The sequence below is a fragment of the Flavobacterium aquariorum genome (assembly GCF_003254745.1).
GTDB classification, from domain to species: domain Bacteria; phylum Bacteroidota; class Bacteroidia; order Flavobacteriales; family Flavobacteriaceae; genus Flavobacterium; species Flavobacterium aquariorum.
In genome coordinates this window covers 131,759-149,127 of the sequence record NZ_QKXH01000010.1, presented here as the reverse complement: position 1 = coordinate 149,127, position 17,369 = coordinate 131,759, and the positions used below count along the sequence as shown (strand labels likewise).

At 34.4% G+C, this 17,369-nt stretch carries 16 protein-coding genes; 10 read left to right on the top strand and 6 right to left on the bottom strand.

Going from position 1 to position 17,369, the window contains the following annotated elements; genetic code table 11:
• Window positions 1-52 precede the first annotated feature (52 nt).
• From DOS84_RS15680 to DOS84_RS15650, 7 genes are all read left to right on the top strand, one after another.
• The gene (locus DOS84_RS15680; RefSeq protein WP_111411042.1) at window positions 53-1,408 is read left to right on the top strand and encodes a UDP-N-acetylmuramate--L-alanine ligase; all 1,356 of its coding nucleotides are present in this window, start codon (window positions 53-55) and stop codon (window positions 1,406-1,408) included.
• 154 nt (window positions 1,409-1,562) lie between these two features.
• Window positions 1,563-2,021 carry a GNAT family N-acetyltransferase gene (locus DOS84_RS15675; RefSeq protein WP_111411041.1) on the top strand — a complete coding sequence of 153 codons (459 nt, stop codon included), beginning with the start codon at window positions 1,563-1,565 and terminating at the stop codon, window positions 2,019-2,021.
• Between the two features lie 11 nt (window positions 2,022-2,032).
• The gene (radC, locus tag DOS84_RS15670; protein ID WP_111411040.1) at window positions 2,033-2,728 is read left to right on the top strand and encodes a RadC family protein; all 696 of its coding nucleotides are present in this window, start codon (window positions 2,033-2,035) and stop codon (window positions 2,726-2,728) included.
• A 53-nt stretch (window positions 2,729-2,781) separates the two neighbouring features.
• Window positions 2,782-3,285 carry a type II RES/Xre toxin-antitoxin system antitoxin gene (parS, locus tag DOS84_RS15665; RefSeq protein ID WP_111411039.1) on the top strand — a complete coding sequence of 168 codons (504 nt, stop codon included), beginning with the start codon at window positions 2,782-2,784 and terminating at the stop codon, window positions 3,283-3,285.
• Window positions 3,285-3,743 (top strand): RES family NAD+ phosphorylase, encoded by a 459-nt coding sequence (locus tag DOS84_RS15660; RefSeq protein ID WP_111411038.1) that lies wholly within the window; start codon window positions 3,285-3,287, stop codon window positions 3,741-3,743. Before parS ends, DOS84_RS15660 begins: the two co-directional genes overlap by 1 nt.
• A gap of 9 nt (window positions 3,744-3,752) precedes the next feature.
• Window positions 3,753-4,442 carry a YjjG family noncanonical pyrimidine nucleotidase gene (locus DOS84_RS15655; protein ID WP_111411037.1) on the top strand — a complete coding sequence of 230 codons (690 nt, stop codon included), beginning with the start codon at window positions 3,753-3,755 and terminating at the stop codon, window positions 4,440-4,442.
• Window positions 4,443-4,444: 2 nt separating this feature from the next.
• The gene (locus DOS84_RS15650; RefSeq protein WP_111411036.1) at window positions 4,445-5,188 is read left to right on the top strand and encodes a hypothetical protein; all 744 of its coding nucleotides are present in this window, start codon (window positions 4,445-4,447) and stop codon (window positions 5,186-5,188) included.
• A 45-nt stretch (window positions 5,189-5,233) separates the two neighbouring features.
• On the opposite strand, the gene DOS84_RS15645 is transcribed toward DOS84_RS15650, so the two are convergent.
• Window positions 5,234-6,511: a replication-associated recombination protein A gene (locus DOS84_RS15645; RefSeq protein ID WP_111411035.1), complete on the bottom strand. Its 1,278-nt coding sequence runs from the start codon at window positions 6,509-6,511 to the stop codon at window positions 5,234-5,236.
• Window positions 6,512-6,757: 246 nt separating this feature from the next.
• On the opposite strand from DOS84_RS15645, the gene DOS84_RS15640 reads away from it, so the two are divergent.
• A complete protein-coding gene (locus tag DOS84_RS15640; RefSeq protein WP_111411034.1) occupies window positions 6,758-7,555 on the top strand; it encodes a rhomboid family intramembrane serine protease in 798 nt (265 codons plus the stop codon).
• 33 nt (window positions 7,556-7,588) lie between these two features.
• Here DOS84_RS15640 and rlmB read toward each other — a convergent pair whose 3' ends face one another.
• The 5 genes from rlmB to DOS84_RS15615 form a co-directional block, all read right to left on the bottom strand.
• Window positions 7,589-8,323, bottom strand: coding sequence for a 23S rRNA (guanosine(2251)-2'-O)-methyltransferase RlmB (gene rlmB / locus DOS84_RS15635; RefSeq protein WP_111411033.1), 735 nt, complete (start codon window positions 8,321-8,323; stop codon window positions 7,589-7,591).
• An 81-nt stretch (window positions 8,324-8,404) separates the two neighbouring features.
• The gene (locus tag DOS84_RS15630; protein WP_124020654.1) at window positions 8,405-9,658 is read right to left on the bottom strand and encodes a hypothetical protein; all 1,254 of its coding nucleotides are present in this window, start codon (window positions 9,656-9,658) and stop codon (window positions 8,405-8,407) included.
• Window positions 9,659-9,675: 17 nt separating this feature from the next.
• Window positions 9,676-11,121, bottom strand: coding sequence for a SusD/RagB family nutrient-binding outer membrane lipoprotein (locus DOS84_RS15625; RefSeq protein WP_243636389.1), 1,446 nt, complete (start codon window positions 11,119-11,121; stop codon window positions 9,676-9,678).
• A gap of 3 nt (window positions 11,122-11,124) precedes the next feature.
• Complete coding sequence (locus tag DOS84_RS15620) at window positions 11,125-14,379, bottom strand: SusC/RagA family TonB-linked outer membrane protein (RefSeq protein ID WP_111411030.1); 3,255 nt, start codon at window positions 14,377-14,379, stop codon at window positions 11,125-11,127.
• A gap of 84 nt (window positions 14,380-14,463) precedes the next feature.
• Window positions 14,464-16,161, bottom strand: a complete 1,698-nt coding sequence (locus DOS84_RS15615; RefSeq protein ID WP_243636388.1) for a BamA/TamA family outer membrane protein — start codon at window positions 16,159-16,161, stop codon at window positions 14,464-14,466.
• A gap of 269 nt (window positions 16,162-16,430) precedes the next feature.
• On the opposite strand from DOS84_RS15615, the gene rpsL reads away from it, so the two are divergent.
• Both rpsL and rpsG read left to right on the top strand, forming a co-directional pair.
• Entirely contained in the window at window positions 16,431-16,814 is a 384-nt protein-coding gene (rpsL, locus tag DOS84_RS15610) for a 30S ribosomal protein S12 (RefSeq protein WP_007136570.1), read from the top strand.
• Window positions 16,815-16,887: 73 nt separating this feature from the next.
• Complete coding sequence (rpsG, locus tag DOS84_RS15605; RefSeq protein ID WP_035637287.1) at window positions 16,888-17,364, top strand: 30S ribosomal protein S7; 477 nt, start codon at window positions 16,888-16,890, stop codon at window positions 17,362-17,364.
• Window positions 17,365-17,369 lie beyond the last annotated feature (5 nt).

The following is a 17,369-nucleotide window of genomic DNA, read 5'->3' as shown; positions in this document are numbered from 1 at the left end:
CGATAACATTGTCCTCGATTAAACCTAGTAACGAATAAACGAATAGACATAAATGAGAACACATTTCATTGCCATTGGCGGAAGCGCAATGCACAACTTAGCATTGGCATTACATAACAAAGGATATCAAGTTACGGGAAGTGACGATGCCATTTTTGAACCTTCAAAATCAAGATTGGAAAAAAAAGGAATTCTGCCTGCTGAGTTGGGATGGTTTCCAGAGAAAATCACAGCCGATATTGAAGCCGTAATCCTTGGGATGCACGCCAAAGCTGATAATCCGGAACTCTTGAAAGCACAGGAATTAGGACTTAAGATTTATTCATACCCAGAATTTTTATACGAGCAATCCAAAAATAAAACGCGCGTAGTTATTGGTGGTTCACACGGGAAAACGACCATAACGTCGATGATTTTGCACGTGATGCATTACCATAATATCGAAGTGGATTATATGGTGGGAGCTCAATTGGAAGGGTTTGACACGATGGTGCATTTAACGGAAGAAAATGATTTTATGGTTTTGGAAGGAGATGAGTATTTATCTTCGCCAATTGACAGAAGACCTAAATTTCATTTATATCAACCAAATATTGCCTTGATTTCTGGAATTGCCTGGGATCATATCAATGTTTTTCCAACCTATGATTTTTATGTGGAGCAGTTTGAAGTTTTTATCGATAGAATTACAAACGGTGGGATTTTGGTTTATAATGAAGACGATTCCGAAGTAAAACGTGTTGCCGAAAAAGCTACTAATCCGATACGTAAATTAGCCTATCACACTCCAAATTATACAGTAAGCGATGGTATAACTTTATTGGAAACTCCGGAAGGACCTATGCCTATTGAAGTGTTTGGAGCTCATAACTTGAATAATTTAGCAGGAGCCAAATGGATTTGTCAAAATATGGGAGTCGATGAAGCCGATTTTTATGAAGCAATCGCCAGTTTCAAAGGGGCATCTAAACGATTGGAAAAAATCGCCGAAAGCAAAACAAAAGTAGCCTATAAAGATTTTGCCCATTCACCAAGTAAAGTGGCTGCAACAACGAAAGCGGTAAAAGAGCAATATCCAAACCGTACGATTGTGGCTTGTTTGGAATTACATACTTACAGCAGTTTGAATGCCGAGTTCTTGAAAGAGTATGAAGGAGCATTGGAATATGCTGATGTTGCTGTTGTTTTCTATTCGCCAGATGCTGTTAAAATTAAGCAATTAGAAGAAGTGACTTATGAGCAAATAGCCAAAGCTTTTAATAGAGAAGATTTGATTATTTACACTAATCCAAAAGATTTTAAAGATTATTTGTTTAACCTAAATCTTGAGAATTCAGCTTTATTATTGATGAGTTCTGGAAATTATGGTGGATTGAACTTTGATGAGGTGAAAAGTTTGATTGAATAAAAATGGTTGTTTATATTGTACAATGTGCCAATTGCAATTTTGTAATTGGCACATTTTTTTTTGCATAGTTAATCCAATATTAAATAAGAAATTAATTTTATTGTATGATTTTTCTCTTTTTTTAATACATTAGCAAAACTAAGATTAAATATTTATGGACTCGATAGTAAAAGTTGTACAAACAACCAGTGAGAATTCTGATTTTTTATCATTGATAAAGACATTTGATGAGTATTTGTGGGAACGTTACCCAGAATTGAAAACCAATTATTGGGGAAACAATATTATAGAATTGAACAGGAATGTAGTAGTAATTTATTTGGATGAAAAACCTGTTGCTTGTGGTTGCTTCAAGAAATATGATAAAAATACGATTGAAATAAAGCGGATGTTTGTTTCTCCAGAAGCTCGCGGATTAGGTTTGGCTCAAAGAGTGTTGCAAGAATTGGAACTTTGGGCGAAGCAATTGAACTATTCGGTTTCAGTTTTAGAAACGTTACATAAACAACAGGAAGCGATTAATTTGTATCAGAAAGTTGGATATGCAATTGTCGATAATTACGGGCCTTATATTGGCTTAGACAAAAGTGTTTGCATGAAAAAAGAAATTTAAGAAGATAACCTATGTCTGAAACTTCATTTTGTCCCATTACCAATTGGTCTGAAGACGATAAGCCTCGTGAAAAGTTGATGCTCAAAGGCAAAAGTGTTTTGAGTGATGCCGAATTGATTGCGATATTGATTGGTTCTGGAAGCCGAAACGAATCGGCGGTAGGTTTGAGTAAACGAATTTTGGCAAGTGTAGATCATAATTTGAATGCTTTGGGGAAGCTATCTATTGCACAATTAATGAATTTTAAAGGAATTGGCGAAGCCAAAGCGATTTCGATAATTGCTGCAATGGAGTTGGGGAGGAGAAGACGAAGTGAAGATGCAGTTGAGTTAACAAAAATAGCATCCAGTAAAGCAGTTTTTGAAGTGATGCAGCCCATAATAGGTGAGCTGCCCCATGAAGAATTTTGGGTTTTGTTTTTGAATAATTCCAATAAGATACTTTTCAAAGCACAATTAAGCAAAGGCGGAATGACGGGAACAATGGTAGATGTTCGAATTGTTTTTAAATTGGCCTTTGAGCAAAACGCAACGGCAATAATTCTCACGCACAATCATCCTTCCGGAAAATTGCAAGCCAGTGAGGCCGATATTCAAATAACAAAAAAGATTAAAACGGCAGGGCAACAATTAGATATTCCTGTTTTGGATCATGTAATTATCACAGAAAATGGTTACTACAGTTTTGCTGATGAAGGAATATTTTAAAAAACTTGCGAATAAAAGACATTTGTCTTATATTTACAGACAAATGTATTTATATGGAAGCGATTAAATTAAAGCCAAGAGGCCCTATTGATAAGGCGGTTAGAGTTTTGGTCAATAGAGTAGAGCACGAGAGAGGATATAAGCTTTTGAATAAGAATATCACCTATGATGAGTTTTTGAAAAATAGGATGCTAATCGTTCATGCCATTCGCGAAGGAATTCCGTATGAGTTTTTTAATTTAATAAAAGAAATAACTCCTTTTAATGAAGAGGATTGGGCTTCTTTTTTAGGGATTTCCACAAAATCGCTTCAACGAAATAAAATCAAAGAAGATTTTATTTTTAAACCTCTGCAGTCCGAGAAAATATTGGAATTGGCCGAGGTGACTTCTTTGGGAAATACCGTTTTTGATTCCGAAGTACAATTTTATATGTGGTTGAAAACCCCTTCGTTTGCGCTTGGAAATTTACAGCCTATAGAATTACTTAGGGATTCTTATGGCAAAGAAATGGTGGTCAATGAATTGAATAAAATAGACCAAGGAATTTTCGTTTAATGGAAGTTTTTCGATTAGCACGCAAAAAATACCCTGTTGAGTTATCTGGAAAAGGAGCGTCAATTTCTGGTGCACGTTGGAATTCAAAAGGGACCGAAATTATTTATTGTGCCCAAAATAGGGCTTTGGCAATGGCCGAAGTTTTAGTTCATCTTTCATTGGCAACATTGCCCAATGATTTTGTGATGCTTTCAATTGATATTCCGGATAATATTTCCCTAGAAGTTTTAGACCTCAATAAATTATCTATCGATTGGAATGTTTTTCCTTGTACCTTTGAGACACCTTTTTTGGGCGATGATTTTATCAGAAGAAATGAAGCGTGTGTTTTGAAAGTGCCATCAGCGGTAGTTAAAGGAGATTTTAATTTTTTGATTAATCCCTATCATGCTGATTTTACTAAGATTAAAATTACGGAACAGGTGAATTTTCCTTTCGATAAACGAATTTTTAAATAATGAAATTACATGTTTTCTACTAAAATAACCGACATATTCTTCGACTTAGACCATACACTTTGGGATTTTGATGTTAATTCGGAATTGGCTTTTGAAACAATTTTGAAGAAAGATCATCCAACAATCGAAATTGCCGATTTCATAGAAAAGTATGCTCCAATCAATCAGGCCTGTTGGAAATTATACCAATATGATAAAATTACACATGCTGAATTAAGGTATAATCGTCTCAAACATACTTTTGATGCGTTGGAATATTTTGTTTCGGATGCTCAAATAGAAATTATAGCGCATGATTATATTCAGTTATTGCCCGAAAATAATCGTTTGTTTGATGGTACAATTGAAGTTCTGGAATATCTGGAAAAAAAGTATAAATTGCATATTATTACCAACGGTTTTGCCGATGTGCAATACAAAAAAATACAGAATTCGAACATTGCCGGTTTTTTCAAAACGATAACCAATTCGGAGATGGCGGGTGTTAAGAAGCCTAACCCTGTTATTTTTGAGTATGCTCTTAATCAAGCTAAAGCCAATAAAGAAAGTAGTATCATGATTGGAGATTGTCTAGAAGCCGATGTCCAAGGAGCGTTAGATGCAGGACTAGACGCTATTTTTTTTAATGATAAAAGAATTAAAATAGAGAAAAACATCAAGCAAGTAACTCATTTATTAGAATTAAAAAAATATTTATAAATATGAAGACAAAATTTTTATTCCTATTGTTGCTTGTTTCAAGCTACGGTTTTTCTCAATCGGTTAATGATTATGCTGCAGTTATTGTTCCACTTAAATTTGATTTTCTCAAAAGTGAAAATCAGTATCGACTCAATACCTTGACCAAATTCAATCTGCAAAAAGCTGGTTTCGTTGCTTATTATAACAACGAAGATATTCCAAATGAATTAAATAATAGATGTAGTCTTTTGTCAGTGGATGTTTTGAAGGAAAGCGGATTTTTGATAACAAAATTGTATGTAATCCTTAAAGATTGTAATGGTAAAGTCGTTTTTAAATCTGAGGTAGGGAAAAGCAAAGAGAAAGAGTATGAAGTAGCCTATAGTGAAGCTTTGAATATGGCTTTTGCGTCTGTTTATGCTTTGCATTATAAATACAATGGAGGGATTGCCTCTAGTTTAACACCGGATAAAGTAGTACCAATAACAGCTTCAGTTCAGACATTGGGAACTGTAATAGCGGTAAATCCTGTAGAAAATAAAGAGTCAAATTTGCTGTATGCACAACCTACAGCATTGGGTTTTCAATTAATAGACAGTACACCAAAAGTTGTTTTTAAAATATTTAAAACATCGATTCCTAATTGTTTTATTGCCTTCAAAGATAATATTCAAGGAGTTTTAATAGCTAAGGAAGATCAATGGTTTTTTGAATATTACCAAAGTGAAAAACTGATGTCCGAGAAAGTAGTGGTTAAGTTCTAACCAAAAACAATAACATTCCGTAATTTAAATCAAAATTCTACAATCTTAATACCCGTATTTACCCTTCCATCTGTTTTTTAAGAATTCACGTGTCGTGTTTTCTCTGGAATTATTGCCCGGAATATATATGGGGGTATTGCTTAAAGCTTCGGGTAAGAATTCTTGTTCAGCAAAATTATTGGCATAGTCGTGTGAATATTTATAATCCTCACCATACCCTAACTCTTTCATTAATTTGGTAGGGGCATTACGCAAATGGATAGGTACAGGTAAATCACCTGTCTGTTTTACTAATTGTTGTGCAGTTCCAATCGCCAAATAAGAAGCATTGCTTTTAGGCGAAGTGGCAAGGTAAATTGCACATTGACTCAGAATAATTCGGCTTTCAGGATAACCAATGGTTGATACCGCCTGAAAAGCATTATTAGCCATAATAAAAGCAGTTGGATTAGCATTTCCAATATCTTCACTGGATAAAATCAACATTCTTCGGGCAATAAATTTCACGTCCTCTCCGCCTTCAATCATTCGTGCTAACCAATAGACAGCGCCGTTCGGATCACTTCCGCGAATCGATTTTATAAAAGCCGAAACAATGTCATAATGCTGTTCGCCACTTTTGTCATACAAAACCGTATTTTGTTGCACCAATTCAAAAACGCGATCATTGGTGATTAAAATTTCGTCTTCAGCTGAAGCGTTTACGACCAGTTCAAAAATATTTAATAGTTTGCGCCCATCGCCGCCAGAAAGACGCAAGAGAGCCTCTGTTTCTTGTAGCTCGATCTTTTTTGTAGCCAAATAAGTATCCGTTTTTATTGCCCTTTGCAATAAATGTTCTAAATCCGATTTAGTAAAAGCATTCAAAATATATACCTGACAACGAGACAATAAAGCGGGAATAACTTCAAAACTCGGATTTTCGGTCGTAGCACCTATAAGTGTAATCCATCCCTTTTCAACCGCAGCCAATAAAGAATCCTGTTGTGATTTACTAAAGCGATGAATCTCATCAATAAATAAAATTGGATTTTTGGCTGTAAATAAACCGCCGCTTTGTCTCGCTTTTTCAATTACATCTCGAATGTCTTTCACCCCCGAGTTAATGGCGCTTAAGATATAAAATGGGCGTTTGGACTCTTGGGCAATAATTTGCGCCAAAGTCGTTTTTCCAGTTCCGGGTGGTCCCCAAAATATTAGGGACGGAATAATTCCTTTTGATATTTGTTGCGTCAACGAGCCATTAGGCCCAACCAAATGCGATTGACTGATGTAATCTTCTAATTTTTGTGGGCGTATGCGTTCTGCGAGTGGTGCTTCCATGTGGTAAAATTAAACAATTTTCAGTTTTTACAAGTATATTTTTCGGGAGCTATTCCTGCTGTTCACTATATCTTTTGTGTCTCGTAGAAAAAACGAGACACAAAAGGATGGCGTTTCCATCAGGGCTAGGGCAATCGTTTTCATAACAGAATTATTTTATATGACAAAATAGCATTAAATTGCTTTTGGATACATTTTTGATTTACATTAAGAATCTATTTAGTCCAATAATCCAGTATTCTGAAAATGGAAGAAAATCATTTTAAATTCACCAACGCAGTAGTGGGAGTCCCGCTTTTTTTTGTGCTCTTCCTATGGTTTGTCTATTGGTTAGAAATCCGTTTTGGATTTGATTTTGATGATAACGGGATTTTACCGAGAACTTTTTCTGGATTACAAGGTGTAGTTTTCAGCCCATTTATTCATTCGAATATTGAACACCTCTATAATAATTCTATACCATTAATAGTCCTTTTAGCAGCGTTGTTTTTCTTTTACAGAAAAGAAGCAATAGGGATATTGGTTTACGGAATTTTATTATCTGGGGCTATAACATGGCTCATCGGAAGAGAAAATTATCATATTGGAGCGAGTAGTTTAATCTATGTATTGGTTTGTTTTATTTTTTTTAAAGGAGTTCAAACCCAATATTATCGATTGGTAGCCTTGTCACTTACGGTAGTTGTGCTTTATGGCGGAATGGTTTGGTATGTTTTTCCAAAAATTGATGAAACTATTTCTTGGGAAGGTCATTTGTCTGGGCTAATAGCAGGTTTTATACTTACTTTTTTATACAAAAAGCCAGAATTCAAAAAAGTAATTAAATACGATTGGGAACGCCCGGATTTTGACCCGTCAGAAGACAAATTCATGCAGCGTTTTGACGAGAATGGAAATTTCGTCAATCTACCCAAATCTGAAATTATTGAAGAGTGTCAAATAGAAATTGATCCTTTTTTTCAGTCGAATGCTAATGTTGTTTATGATTTTATCGAAAATCAAGAGGATATAAACAACAAAAATGAATCAAAAACGGAGTCTTGATTCATTTTTGTTTTTAATCTAAAATCTGCAGTCTTACCCTCTCTGTCTCACGGCTTCGTATAAAAAGGCTCCACAAGCCACAGATACATTCAATGATCCTATTGATCCAAACATAGGAAGTTTTGCTTTTTCATCTACAATTTTGAGAACAGATGGATTAACTCCTCGGTCTTCAGATCCCATAATAATTGCTACAGGTTCATTCAAAGAAATATCGTATATATTTTGTTCTGTTTTTTCGGTGGCTGCCACAGTTTTTATACCGCTGGCCTGCAAAAGAAAAATAGCATCTTTTATGTGTTCTACTTTACAAATCGGAATATTAAATACCGCACCCGCCGAAGTTTTCACTGTGTCTCCATTTACTGGGGCCGAACCAGCTTTTTGAACAATTATGCCATTAACTCCTGTGCATTCTGCCGTTCTGATTATAGCTCCAAAATTCCTTGCATCCGATATTTGATCAAGAATTAAAAATAATGGTTTTTTGCCGTTTTCAATAACAGTATCTATCAAGGTTTCTAAATCATAAAATGAAATAGGAGATACGGTAGCAACTGCACCTTGATGATTATTGGGAGTCAGTCGGTTTAGTTTTTCAACAGGAACATAAGAAAAATTAATATTTCCTCTTTTCATCACTTTCATTAAGTCTTTCATTAGTTCGCTGCTTGCTTCCTTCTGAATATAGACTTTATCTACTGTTGCGCCTGCTTGTATGGCTTCAATTATTGCTCTGATTCCAAAAATTTGATGTTCTCTTTCCATGGGGCAAAGTTAAGTAAAAGGTTTGTATAAAAAAAACCACCAGCAGTGCTGGTGGTTTTTAAATTATTTAGTGACAAATAATTATTGTACTAATTCTCCTTCTTTGTAAACAAATTTAAATCCTTGAATTAATGCTGAAGAGCTAAGAGATAAATCAGTTACTTTCAATAATCCGTAATAAGTTACATCTTGAAAGTCTGGTTCGTCTTTAGTTCCTAAATTAACATTTCTAGTAACTTTATACAATACTACAGAATCAATAAATAATTCCTCAGTCAATGTAGTTACAGGTGTTCCAGCATTAAAAGCAGTTTCTGCATCAAATAAATTAGCATCATCATAGCTTAAACCAGAGTTTTCAACAAATTCAATTCTTGTTTCTCCAGCTTTTGCAAAACCAAATTCAGGGTTGAATACAATCTCTCCTTCTGTACTATCGCTAGCGTAAGTTTTAGCAGTTGCAAAACTGAATTGATTCATTGATGAATCTTGAGAAAGGCTACCGGTACTTGATCCTCCAAATACTTGATCAGCAATTGTAACTTTAGTTTTAATGGCGTCTTTTTGTCCTGTTGAGGATGTTACTGTAAATTTGTAATAAATCACATCTCCAGCAGCTAAACTTCCATATGTAGAATATGGAATAGCAGCAATATCAATAGTTTGTTTAGTTGTTGAAAATGTTCCAGGAAGAGCAGCGTAAGTTACATCATCTTTAGACCATTCACCAGTAACACTTGCAATGGTAGTAGCCGGTTTTTTAACAACTGCGTATCTAATTTCAACTGGTGTAGGGTCGTTAAGTTTGAAGCTTGAAACTCCACTAGTAGAAGTAGTTACTCCATCAGCATCTTTCCAAACAATTCCTTTAGCAACAGTTTGTACATATGGTGTAGTAGTTACTGTACCGTCAGAAAAAGTTGATTTGATAGCTAACGGAAAAGTTCCGGTTTTTCCTGTAAGTGTTACTTTACCATCAGTGCCTGTTACAGGAAATATATCAAAGCTCCCTAAAGTAGATGAACTATACGTTGCAGTTGTATTCGTGTTGTCAACTGTTACTATAGTCGCATCCGAAACTTTATCTCCAAGTACAATTGCTGCAGTTGAATTTGCAGCTATATTTCTGTAGATTTCAACTTTAGTAACCGTTACGCCTTCTTTTAGTTTTATTTTAACTGTAAGAGGAACGTTTGTGTCTAAGCGGCTTATGCTAGTTGGAGCAACTGCACTTCCTCCAGCTGAAAGCATATCTACTTTCTCGTCGTCTGGTGAACAAGATGCAAAAGACACGATTAATGCCAACGCAACAATTTGTTTTATATATTTTTTCATGTTTTTCATTTTAAATATTAGAATTTATCCCAGAAGATTTTTGCTGTCAACGTGTTTTTACCTCCAGGTAATTTTGCGATTGCAGCAGATACGTTAGTACCATTTAGGGTTTGCTCTCTAGCTGGGTACGAATATCTCTTAGGAACTTCAGTTAAACCATTATAAGTTACCGCAGGAACGTTTAACACAGGGAAGTCTAATCTTCTGTAAGAAGTCCAAGCTTCAAAACCTCTGTTGTATAAAGCAATCCAAGCTTGCTCTCCAATTACTTGTTTATAGTTCGCAGCATTATAAGGATTTGCAGCTAAATATGCTGTTGCATCAGCAGAAGCAACTCCCCAGTTTTCCATAGAAGCAGCGATAGCATTGTTATAATGTGTTGCAGCAGCACCTACAGCAGCACCTTTCGCAGCAGCCTCAGCTAATAAAAATTCGACTTCAGTAGCATCCATTAATGTACCTGGAAATGTAGGTTCATTTAAAGTAGCGGTAATGTGAGAGAAACTTCCGAAAGCATTAGATGCTCCATATATACCTCCTTTGTAAGTACCGTCAGAGTAAAGTTCAAAATACTTAGCTCTTCTTGGGTCATTAAGGGCATTCATTTTGTTAACTAAAGTGTTTGCAGGGATGAAGTCATTTCTACCACTTACCACTAAATCAGCGTATAATGGGTTAGCATTTGGCTGTAAAGGCAAATATATTAAGTTAGTATTATCAGCATTACTGGTTATTACTCCTGCAGTTGTAGCTTTTTCTGCTTCAGCTTTTGCGTAAGCAGCATCTACATCAGACATGTTTACAGCCATTCTCAAACGCAATGAGTTCGCAAATTTAGCCCATTTTGCACTGTTACCACCATAAATCAGGTCAGCATTAGCAAAACTACCTGCAGCGCTATTTGCTGTTAAGCTACTAGCATCAGCAGTCAATCTAGAGATAAGATCTTTATATATTGTTTGAGCATCATCGTATGCTGGTAACGGGTGATTTTGAATGTCTAAAGCTTCAGTATAAGGAACATCTCCAAAAGTATCCACCAATACACTATAGCTATAAGCAGATAAAATGTCAAGAACCGCTTTTTTGTTTGCCAAAATAGCTGTTTCTTCTGCTGTAGCGGGAGTTTCAAGATCTAATAATCTTTTAGCTTCTTTAAAATCAGCCAATACATCTCTGTAAAGAGTAGCAAAGTGAAAATCAGGAATAGTTCTAGTTGTGATGTCATACTGACTTTCGTCTGGATAAGTCGTCTCAGTCCAATGTTGAGAAAATAATCTGAAAACGTTTCTGTTTACTGATGTATTTACCATTTGATCCACTAATGTTTTTTGTGCATTAGTGAACAAATATTCCGCCTTGGTCGTTGCGGGTCTTTTTGCTTCTTCATTCAAATCTGTGATATCACTTGAGCAGGATACAAACAAACCGATGAATGCTGTTAATAAAGCTATTTTTTTCATAATTTAAAATTTAATTGTTACGTTACCACCAATGTTTCTTGTTGTTGGTAGAGATCCCACAGAGTATCCAGAAGACAAGTTACCTGAACTTGATCCACTTTCTGGGTCTGCATAAGGAAGGCTTTTGTCGATAATCCATAAGTTAGAACCTACAATTGCAAATGACATAGCTGTAAGTTTCATTTTAGAAACTATACTACTAGGTAAATTATAAGTAATGTTAGCTTCTCTTAATTTGATATAACCTGCATCATACATAAACGCTTTGTTAGGAGCTTGTCTGTAACCAGCGATATTTCCGTACTGATCTGGAGAAGCAGTTCTAATCGTGTTGGGAGTACCGTCTTGTTGTACACCTGGAAGTATAACACCACCACCATTAGCGATAGTATTTCTCATTGGGTATCCTAAGTCGTTAAGACCTGCAGACTCTTTGTATAAACCTGTAGCTTGTCCGTAAGCTTGATCAAGAGAGAAGATGTCTCCACCTTTTTGCATATCAATTAAAAATCCTAATGAGATTTGTTTGTAAGTAAATTTGTTACGGATACCACCAATCCAATCTGGAGTGATATTTCCAATAACGTTTGTGGTTGCAGTATTTCTGATATATCTACCGTTTGTCCCTACTACTTTTTCTCCATTTAAGTAAGTATAGTCAGTACCTTGAATAGTTCCGTAAGGTTGTCCAACAGTTGCATTGATTGTAATACCTTGTTGGAATGATCCTAATTGTAAATTTTCAATACCTTCAGTTAACTCAACAACTGTATTTTTGTTTTTAGACCAGTTTACAAAAACATCCCAAGCAAAATCTGCTGTTTTTACTGGAGTTACATTAAATTGTACCTCTATACCCTTGTTTTCAACAGATCCAGCATTGATGAATCTTTTTGTAGCTCCAACTGCTGTAGAATAATCTACATCAAAAATTTGGTCAGTACTTAAACTTTTGTATACTGCTACGTCAAATCCAAGTCTTCTATCAAAGAATTGCATTTCTAAACCAATTTCCTCAGATGCTGTTTTTACAGGGCGTAAATCTGAATTAGATAGTGTACTTGGCATTGAGTATTGTTGGTTTGAACCAAATGGGTCAAATTTAGTATATGTATTTACTAAAGAGTGTAATGCAATGTTACCTTGTGGGTTTTCTGCATAACTACCTCTTAATTTACCAAATGACAACCATGGTTGGTCAATGTGTTTAGTGAATACATAAGATCCTGATACAGAGAATGTATTAACACTATTATTGTCTTTTGGTAAAGTCGAGAATGAATCTCTTCTAAATGTTCCGTCTACGAATAAGAAATCTTTGTAACCAAATGAAGCCGAAGCGAAAACAGAATTAACTCCTGAGAAATCTTGACGTTCAACTGGAAAAGGTACTGAGTTAACAGAGTTTGATAAACTATATAATCCTGGAACAATTAGACCTCCTTGAGTAGAAGCCAAAATAGAAGTAAAGTTAGTTCTCAAAATATTACCTCCTAGAATTCCATTGAAAGAGAAGTCTTCGTTAATGTTTTTCTTGAATGTCAAAATACCTTCGTAGTTTTGTTCAGAGAAGTTACCATTATATCTTGTGTATCCTGAACTCTCATCTAATCCGTTGATTCCGAAAGTACCAGGGATAGATCCAGTAGCTCTTCTTTCCTCACGTAATTCAGCGTATGAATCTGTTGAAACTTTTCCAGATGCAGTTACCCAGTCAAATAATTTATAGTCAACTTTAGCGTAACCGGTAAAACGATTTCTGTTATCTGATTGATAGTTTTGATATCTTGTGAAATATGGATTATCCCAGTAAATAGGGTTTGTTGCACCACCGCTTGGGTTTTGCATATTCCAAGTAATGTTTTGGCCACCTGATCTGTTATAAGCACGTTCAAGTTCTTTGATATCGACATTAGTTTCGAACCATTGACGGAATGAAGTCATGATGTTGTCATTATAACCAGTTGAGTTTCTTCCTACTGTGTTTTGAGAAGTATAGTTAGCAAAAACTGCTGTAGAAAGTTTGTCTGTGAATTGGTGGTTAACTTTAACACTCATAGTGTTTTTCTTTAATTCACTGTTTGGCATAATACCAGTTTGTTTGAAATTGTTGTAGTTCAATACAAAACTAGTCTTGTCTGTAGCATCTTCCATAGAAACAGAGTTGCTGAAAGTATTCGCTGTTTGGAAGAAAGAGAAAGGTCCGTTTTTACCAGCAACCCAAGGAGTTTCTTGTTGGTAATGATCTGAATATGGAGTGTAAAAACTCCATTGTCTTACATTTAAAGATGGGTCAAAAGCAGCACCGTAAGAAGCATCTTCGTAAGTTGGAACAACGTTGTTTCCATCTGCATCAACATCAAAAGGTCCGTCTCCATTTGGTCCATAAAAAGGGCCATAACCAGCTCCGTATTTATCTTGGTATTTAGGGAAAGTAGCCTTGTCTGCATTAGATGTGGTAAATTCACTAGTAAGTGTTATACCCATTCCTTTTTTAGTCTTTCCTTTTTTGGTAGTAATCATTACTACACCGTTACCAGCTTGCCATCCGTATAATGCTGATGCAGCTGCTCCTTTTAGGATATTTACACTTTCAATATCATCTGGATTCACATCCATTGCGGCATTACCATAATCGTAACCACCTCTACCTCTGTCTTGACCTACTGTCATTTCATTGTTTGTGTTGTTGTTATTGATTGGCATACCATCAATAACAATAAGCATCTGGTTGTTACCTGTAAGGTTTTTAACACCACGAGAAACGATGTTAGTAGAACCTCCAAAGTTGTTGTTTCTTCTGATGCTAACACCTGCAACTTTACCAGAAAGATCATTAATAAAATTTCCTTGTGTTGGCCCAACGTTTAAATCAGCACCTTTTACTTCTTGTGTAGTATAACCTAGAGATTTTTTATCTCTTTTGATACCTAAGGAAGTAACAACAACACTCTCTAATTGAGTAGCATCACTTGCTAATTTTACATTAACTGTTGTTGAGCTTGCAGATTTCTCTGAAGATTTCATTCCAACATAGCTAAATACCAATACATCGCTTGGTGAAGCTTTGATAGAGTACTTTCCATCAAAATCTGATTGAGTTCCATTTTTTGTTCCTTTTACTAATACACTTACACCCGGTAAAGGCATACCTGCATTGTCGGAAACAATCCCTGAAACAGATCTTTCTTGCGCAAAAGTTAGTTGCGCCACTAGTACTACTAAGAGTACTAAGAATCCATTGAACTTTAGTTTCATTTTTAAATATTTTGAATTAGTGAGGCAAAAATCATAATAATTTGTTAACTATCCTAATATCTGAAACTCTTTTTTTTGTTAAAGCTAAAATTTAACATTATAACTTAAAGTTATGTTTGTGTTATAAAATTTTAATTCTGTGGTTTTTGTCTTTCCATTTGTTATTGCAAATTTTAATAAACCATTGGTGGTTTGGACGCCCAAGCCTATTCCAATCCCTAGAAGTTTTTCGTTTTTATTTTCTCCTATTGTAATTGTTGGGTCTTCGTAATAGCAGTAATCGAGTATAGAATTGAAGTAAAAAGTTTGTGAAACTAAATAACGGTATTCTGTCATGAGTGAAATAATTAGATTGGCTTGTAAGCTATTTTCTGCAAATCCTCTTATGGTATTAATGCCGCCAAAACGGAATAATTCATTTGTTAGGTAATTGTGGCTTTTTAGATAATAATTTTGGTTTTTAACACTTATAATATTTTTCTCATTAATGTAAAAATTGTTCATTATGTTAAAATTTACAAAATTTTGTTTTAAGGATGGGTTTGTTGTCGTGTTTCTATTTCCAGTGCCTATTGTTATATTTAATAGCGATTTTATGGGAAATAGATTGTTTTTGGTTGAGTTTTTTTTGAAATCTATTGTAGAAGTATAAAATAAATTTTTAAAATCACTTAGATTTTGGTTGTTTGAATTTTGGATATCGCTTGACTCGGTTGATTCGTAACCAAAATAAAATCGTCGATTGTAGTCTATAGAATAACCAAGTTGTATGGTTGTTTTTGTGTTTTGAAAAATACTGTCTTGTTTAAAAATGTTTAGTTGGGCTTTAAGTCCTATTTGGCTTTTAAATAAATATGGTGCGGTTAAATTAGCATTGAATATTTTTTGATTATTTGCATCATTTTTCCAATAGATGGATAGCTCTTCTCCGTTTCGAAGTGTATTGACTAAAGTTAAGTCTAGATATCCGTTAAATTGTATTTTTTTATTTTCGGTATTGTTGAAGCCTAAATATCCGTCAAATATATTTGCTTTTCTTTTTTCTAAATACACAAATACTTTGGTTGTGTCTTTTGTGAATAGAATTTCTGGATATTTGATTTGATTGATGAATCCAAATTTTTCAAAATCATCATGTAGTTGTTCTATTGTTTTTTGGCTGAATATTGTGTTCTTGTATTTTTTGTTGATTTGTTTTTCTGCACCTTTTGGGAGGAGGTTTTTTTGTTGTTGATTGGTGTACTTTATTTCAATGGTATTTATTGTTCTTCTGTTTCCTGTAGTGATTGATAAATCAGCATAAAGATTTTGTTTTTTCTTTTGGATATTGATAAGTTTTACTTTTGTAAAGGCGTAACCATTTTGTTCTAAATTTTGTGTAGTGTGTTTTAAAAATGATTCTGTTTGAGAATATGGTAATATTATGCTGTCTTGATTTATGATAAAGTAATTTGGTATAAATGAGGTCTTTTTTATACCTATATATATATGTATGTTTTTTGTTTTGTTCTCTAGTGAGATTATAGTGGTGTAACTGCTGTCATTTTCTTTTTTTTCTTCTAGTATTTTGTTCTCAATATAGCCGACTTCAGAAAGTTTTTTTCTTGTTGAATTTATTTCTTCAATTAATTGTTTTGTGTTTTGATGTTTTGTTGCATATCCAATTGAATCAATAATTGAAGTTTCAATTTTGGTCTTCCCAATTATTTTTAATTGTAAAGTTTGACTCGTTGAAGTCATGTGAGTAAATAGAAATAATAGAATAAGAATTGTAGATTTCAATTTTGATTTCTTTAATTAGGCGGTTGCAAATATCTGCTCTTTGTTGGAATAATCATAGTGTTAGCTCAATGAAGTTTTATTGTGCTATAAAGTCTTTATTTTGGTTTGAAATGTAGTTTGTTGGAATAATGTCAATGGTATTGATAAACAAATATTTACTTCGGTTGAAAATTAATTGATTATGGTTTGTAAAGTGAAAATTAATTTATACATTTGCAACCCCGTAAAAAGCGGGATTTTAATATAATAAGAAATTTTTAGTATTAATTATGCCAACAATTCAACAATTAGTAAGAACAGGAAGAACTCAGATAACTAAGAAGAGTAAATCGGTTGCTTTAGATTCTTGTCCTCAAAGAAGAGGGGTTTGTACGCGTGTTTACACTACAACACCAAAAAAACCAAACTCTGCAATGCGTAAAGTAGCGCGTGTACGTTTGACAAATGGTAATGAAGTGAATGCCTACATCCCTGGAGAAGGACACAATTTACAAGAGCACTCGATAGTATTAGTTAGGGGTGGAAGGGTAAAAGATTTGCCAGGAGTAAGATATCACATCGTTCGTGGTGCACTTGATACGTCAGGAGTAGCAGGAAGAACGCAAAGGAGATCTAAGTACGGAGCAAAACGACCAAAAGAAGCGAAAAAGTAATTTAAAACGTTATTCTTATAGGGGTACGATTCGTCGTAGCTATATAGGTATGAAATTTTATTAAAAAAAAGACATGAGAAAAAGAGCGGCAAAGAAAAGACCACTTTTACCAGATCCAAGGTTTAACGACCAATTGGTAACACGTTTTGTGAATAACTTAATGTGGGATGGTAAGAAATCAACAGCTTTTAAAGTTTTTTATGATGCAATTGACATTATAGAGACAAAAAAGCAAGATTCAGAAAAATCTTCATTAGAAATTTGGAAAGATGCTTTAACTAACGTTATGCCTCACGTAGAAGTACGTAGTCGTAGAGTAGGTGGAGCTACATTTCAAATTCCAATGCAAATTAGACCAGACAGAAAAATTTCTATGGCTATGAAATGGTTAATTCTTTATTCAAGAAGAAGAAACGAAAAGTCAATGGCTCAGAGATTGGCTTCAGAATGTTTAGCTGCGGCTAAAGAAGAAGGAGCTGCTGTTAAGAAAAGAATGGATACTCACAAAATGGCAGAAGCTAATAAAGCTTTCTCTCACTTTAGATTTTAATTCTT

Coding starts and splice junctions, on each gene's coding strand:
- DOS84_RS15680 (WP_111411042.1), top strand. CDS start 53: ATGAGAACACATTTCATTGCCATTGGCGGAAGCGCAATGCACAACTTA.
- DOS84_RS15675 (WP_111411041.1), top strand. CDS start 1,563: ATGGACTCGATAGTAAAAGTTGTACAAACAACCAGTGAGAATTCTGAT.
- radC (WP_111411040.1), top strand. CDS start 2,033: ATGTCTGAAACTTCATTTTGTCCCATTACCAATTGGTCTGAAGACGAT.
- parS (WP_111411039.1), top strand. CDS start 2,782: ATGGAAGCGATTAAATTAAAGCCAAGAGGCCCTATTGATAAGGCGGTT.
- DOS84_RS15660 (WP_111411038.1), top strand. CDS start 3,285: ATGGAAGTTTTTCGATTAGCACGCAAAAAATACCCTGTTGAGTTATCT.
- DOS84_RS15655 (WP_111411037.1), top strand. CDS start 3,753: ATGTTTTCTACTAAAATAACCGACATATTCTTCGACTTAGACCATACA.
- DOS84_RS15650 (WP_111411036.1), top strand. CDS start 4,445: ATGAAGACAAAATTTTTATTCCTATTGTTGCTTGTTTCAAGCTACGGT.
- DOS84_RS15645 (WP_111411035.1), bottom strand. CDS start 6,511: ATGGAAGCACCACTCGCAGAACGCATACGCCCACAAAAATTAGAAGAT.
- DOS84_RS15640 (WP_111411034.1), top strand. CDS start 6,758: ATGGAAGAAAATCATTTTAAATTCACCAACGCAGTAGTGGGAGTCCCG.
- rlmB (WP_111411033.1), bottom strand. CDS start 8,323: ATGGAAAGAGAACATCAAATTTTTGGAATCAGAGCAATAATTGAAGCC.
- DOS84_RS15630 (WP_124020654.1), bottom strand. CDS start 9,658: ATGAAAAAATATATAAAACAAATTGTTGCGTTGGCATTAATCGTGTCT.
- DOS84_RS15625 (WP_243636389.1), bottom strand. CDS start 11,121: ATGAAAAAAATAGCTTTATTAACAGCATTCATCGGTTTGTTTGTATCC.
- DOS84_RS15620 (WP_111411030.1), bottom strand. CDS start 14,379: ATGAAACTAAAGTTCAATGGATTCTTAGTACTCTTAGTAGTACTAGTG.
- rpsL (WP_007136570.1), top strand. CDS start 16,431: ATGCCAACAATTCAACAATTAGTAAGAACAGGAAGAACTCAGATAACT.
- rpsG (WP_035637287.1), top strand. CDS start 16,888: ATGAGAAAAAGAGCGGCAAAGAAAAGACCACTTTTACCAGATCCAAGG.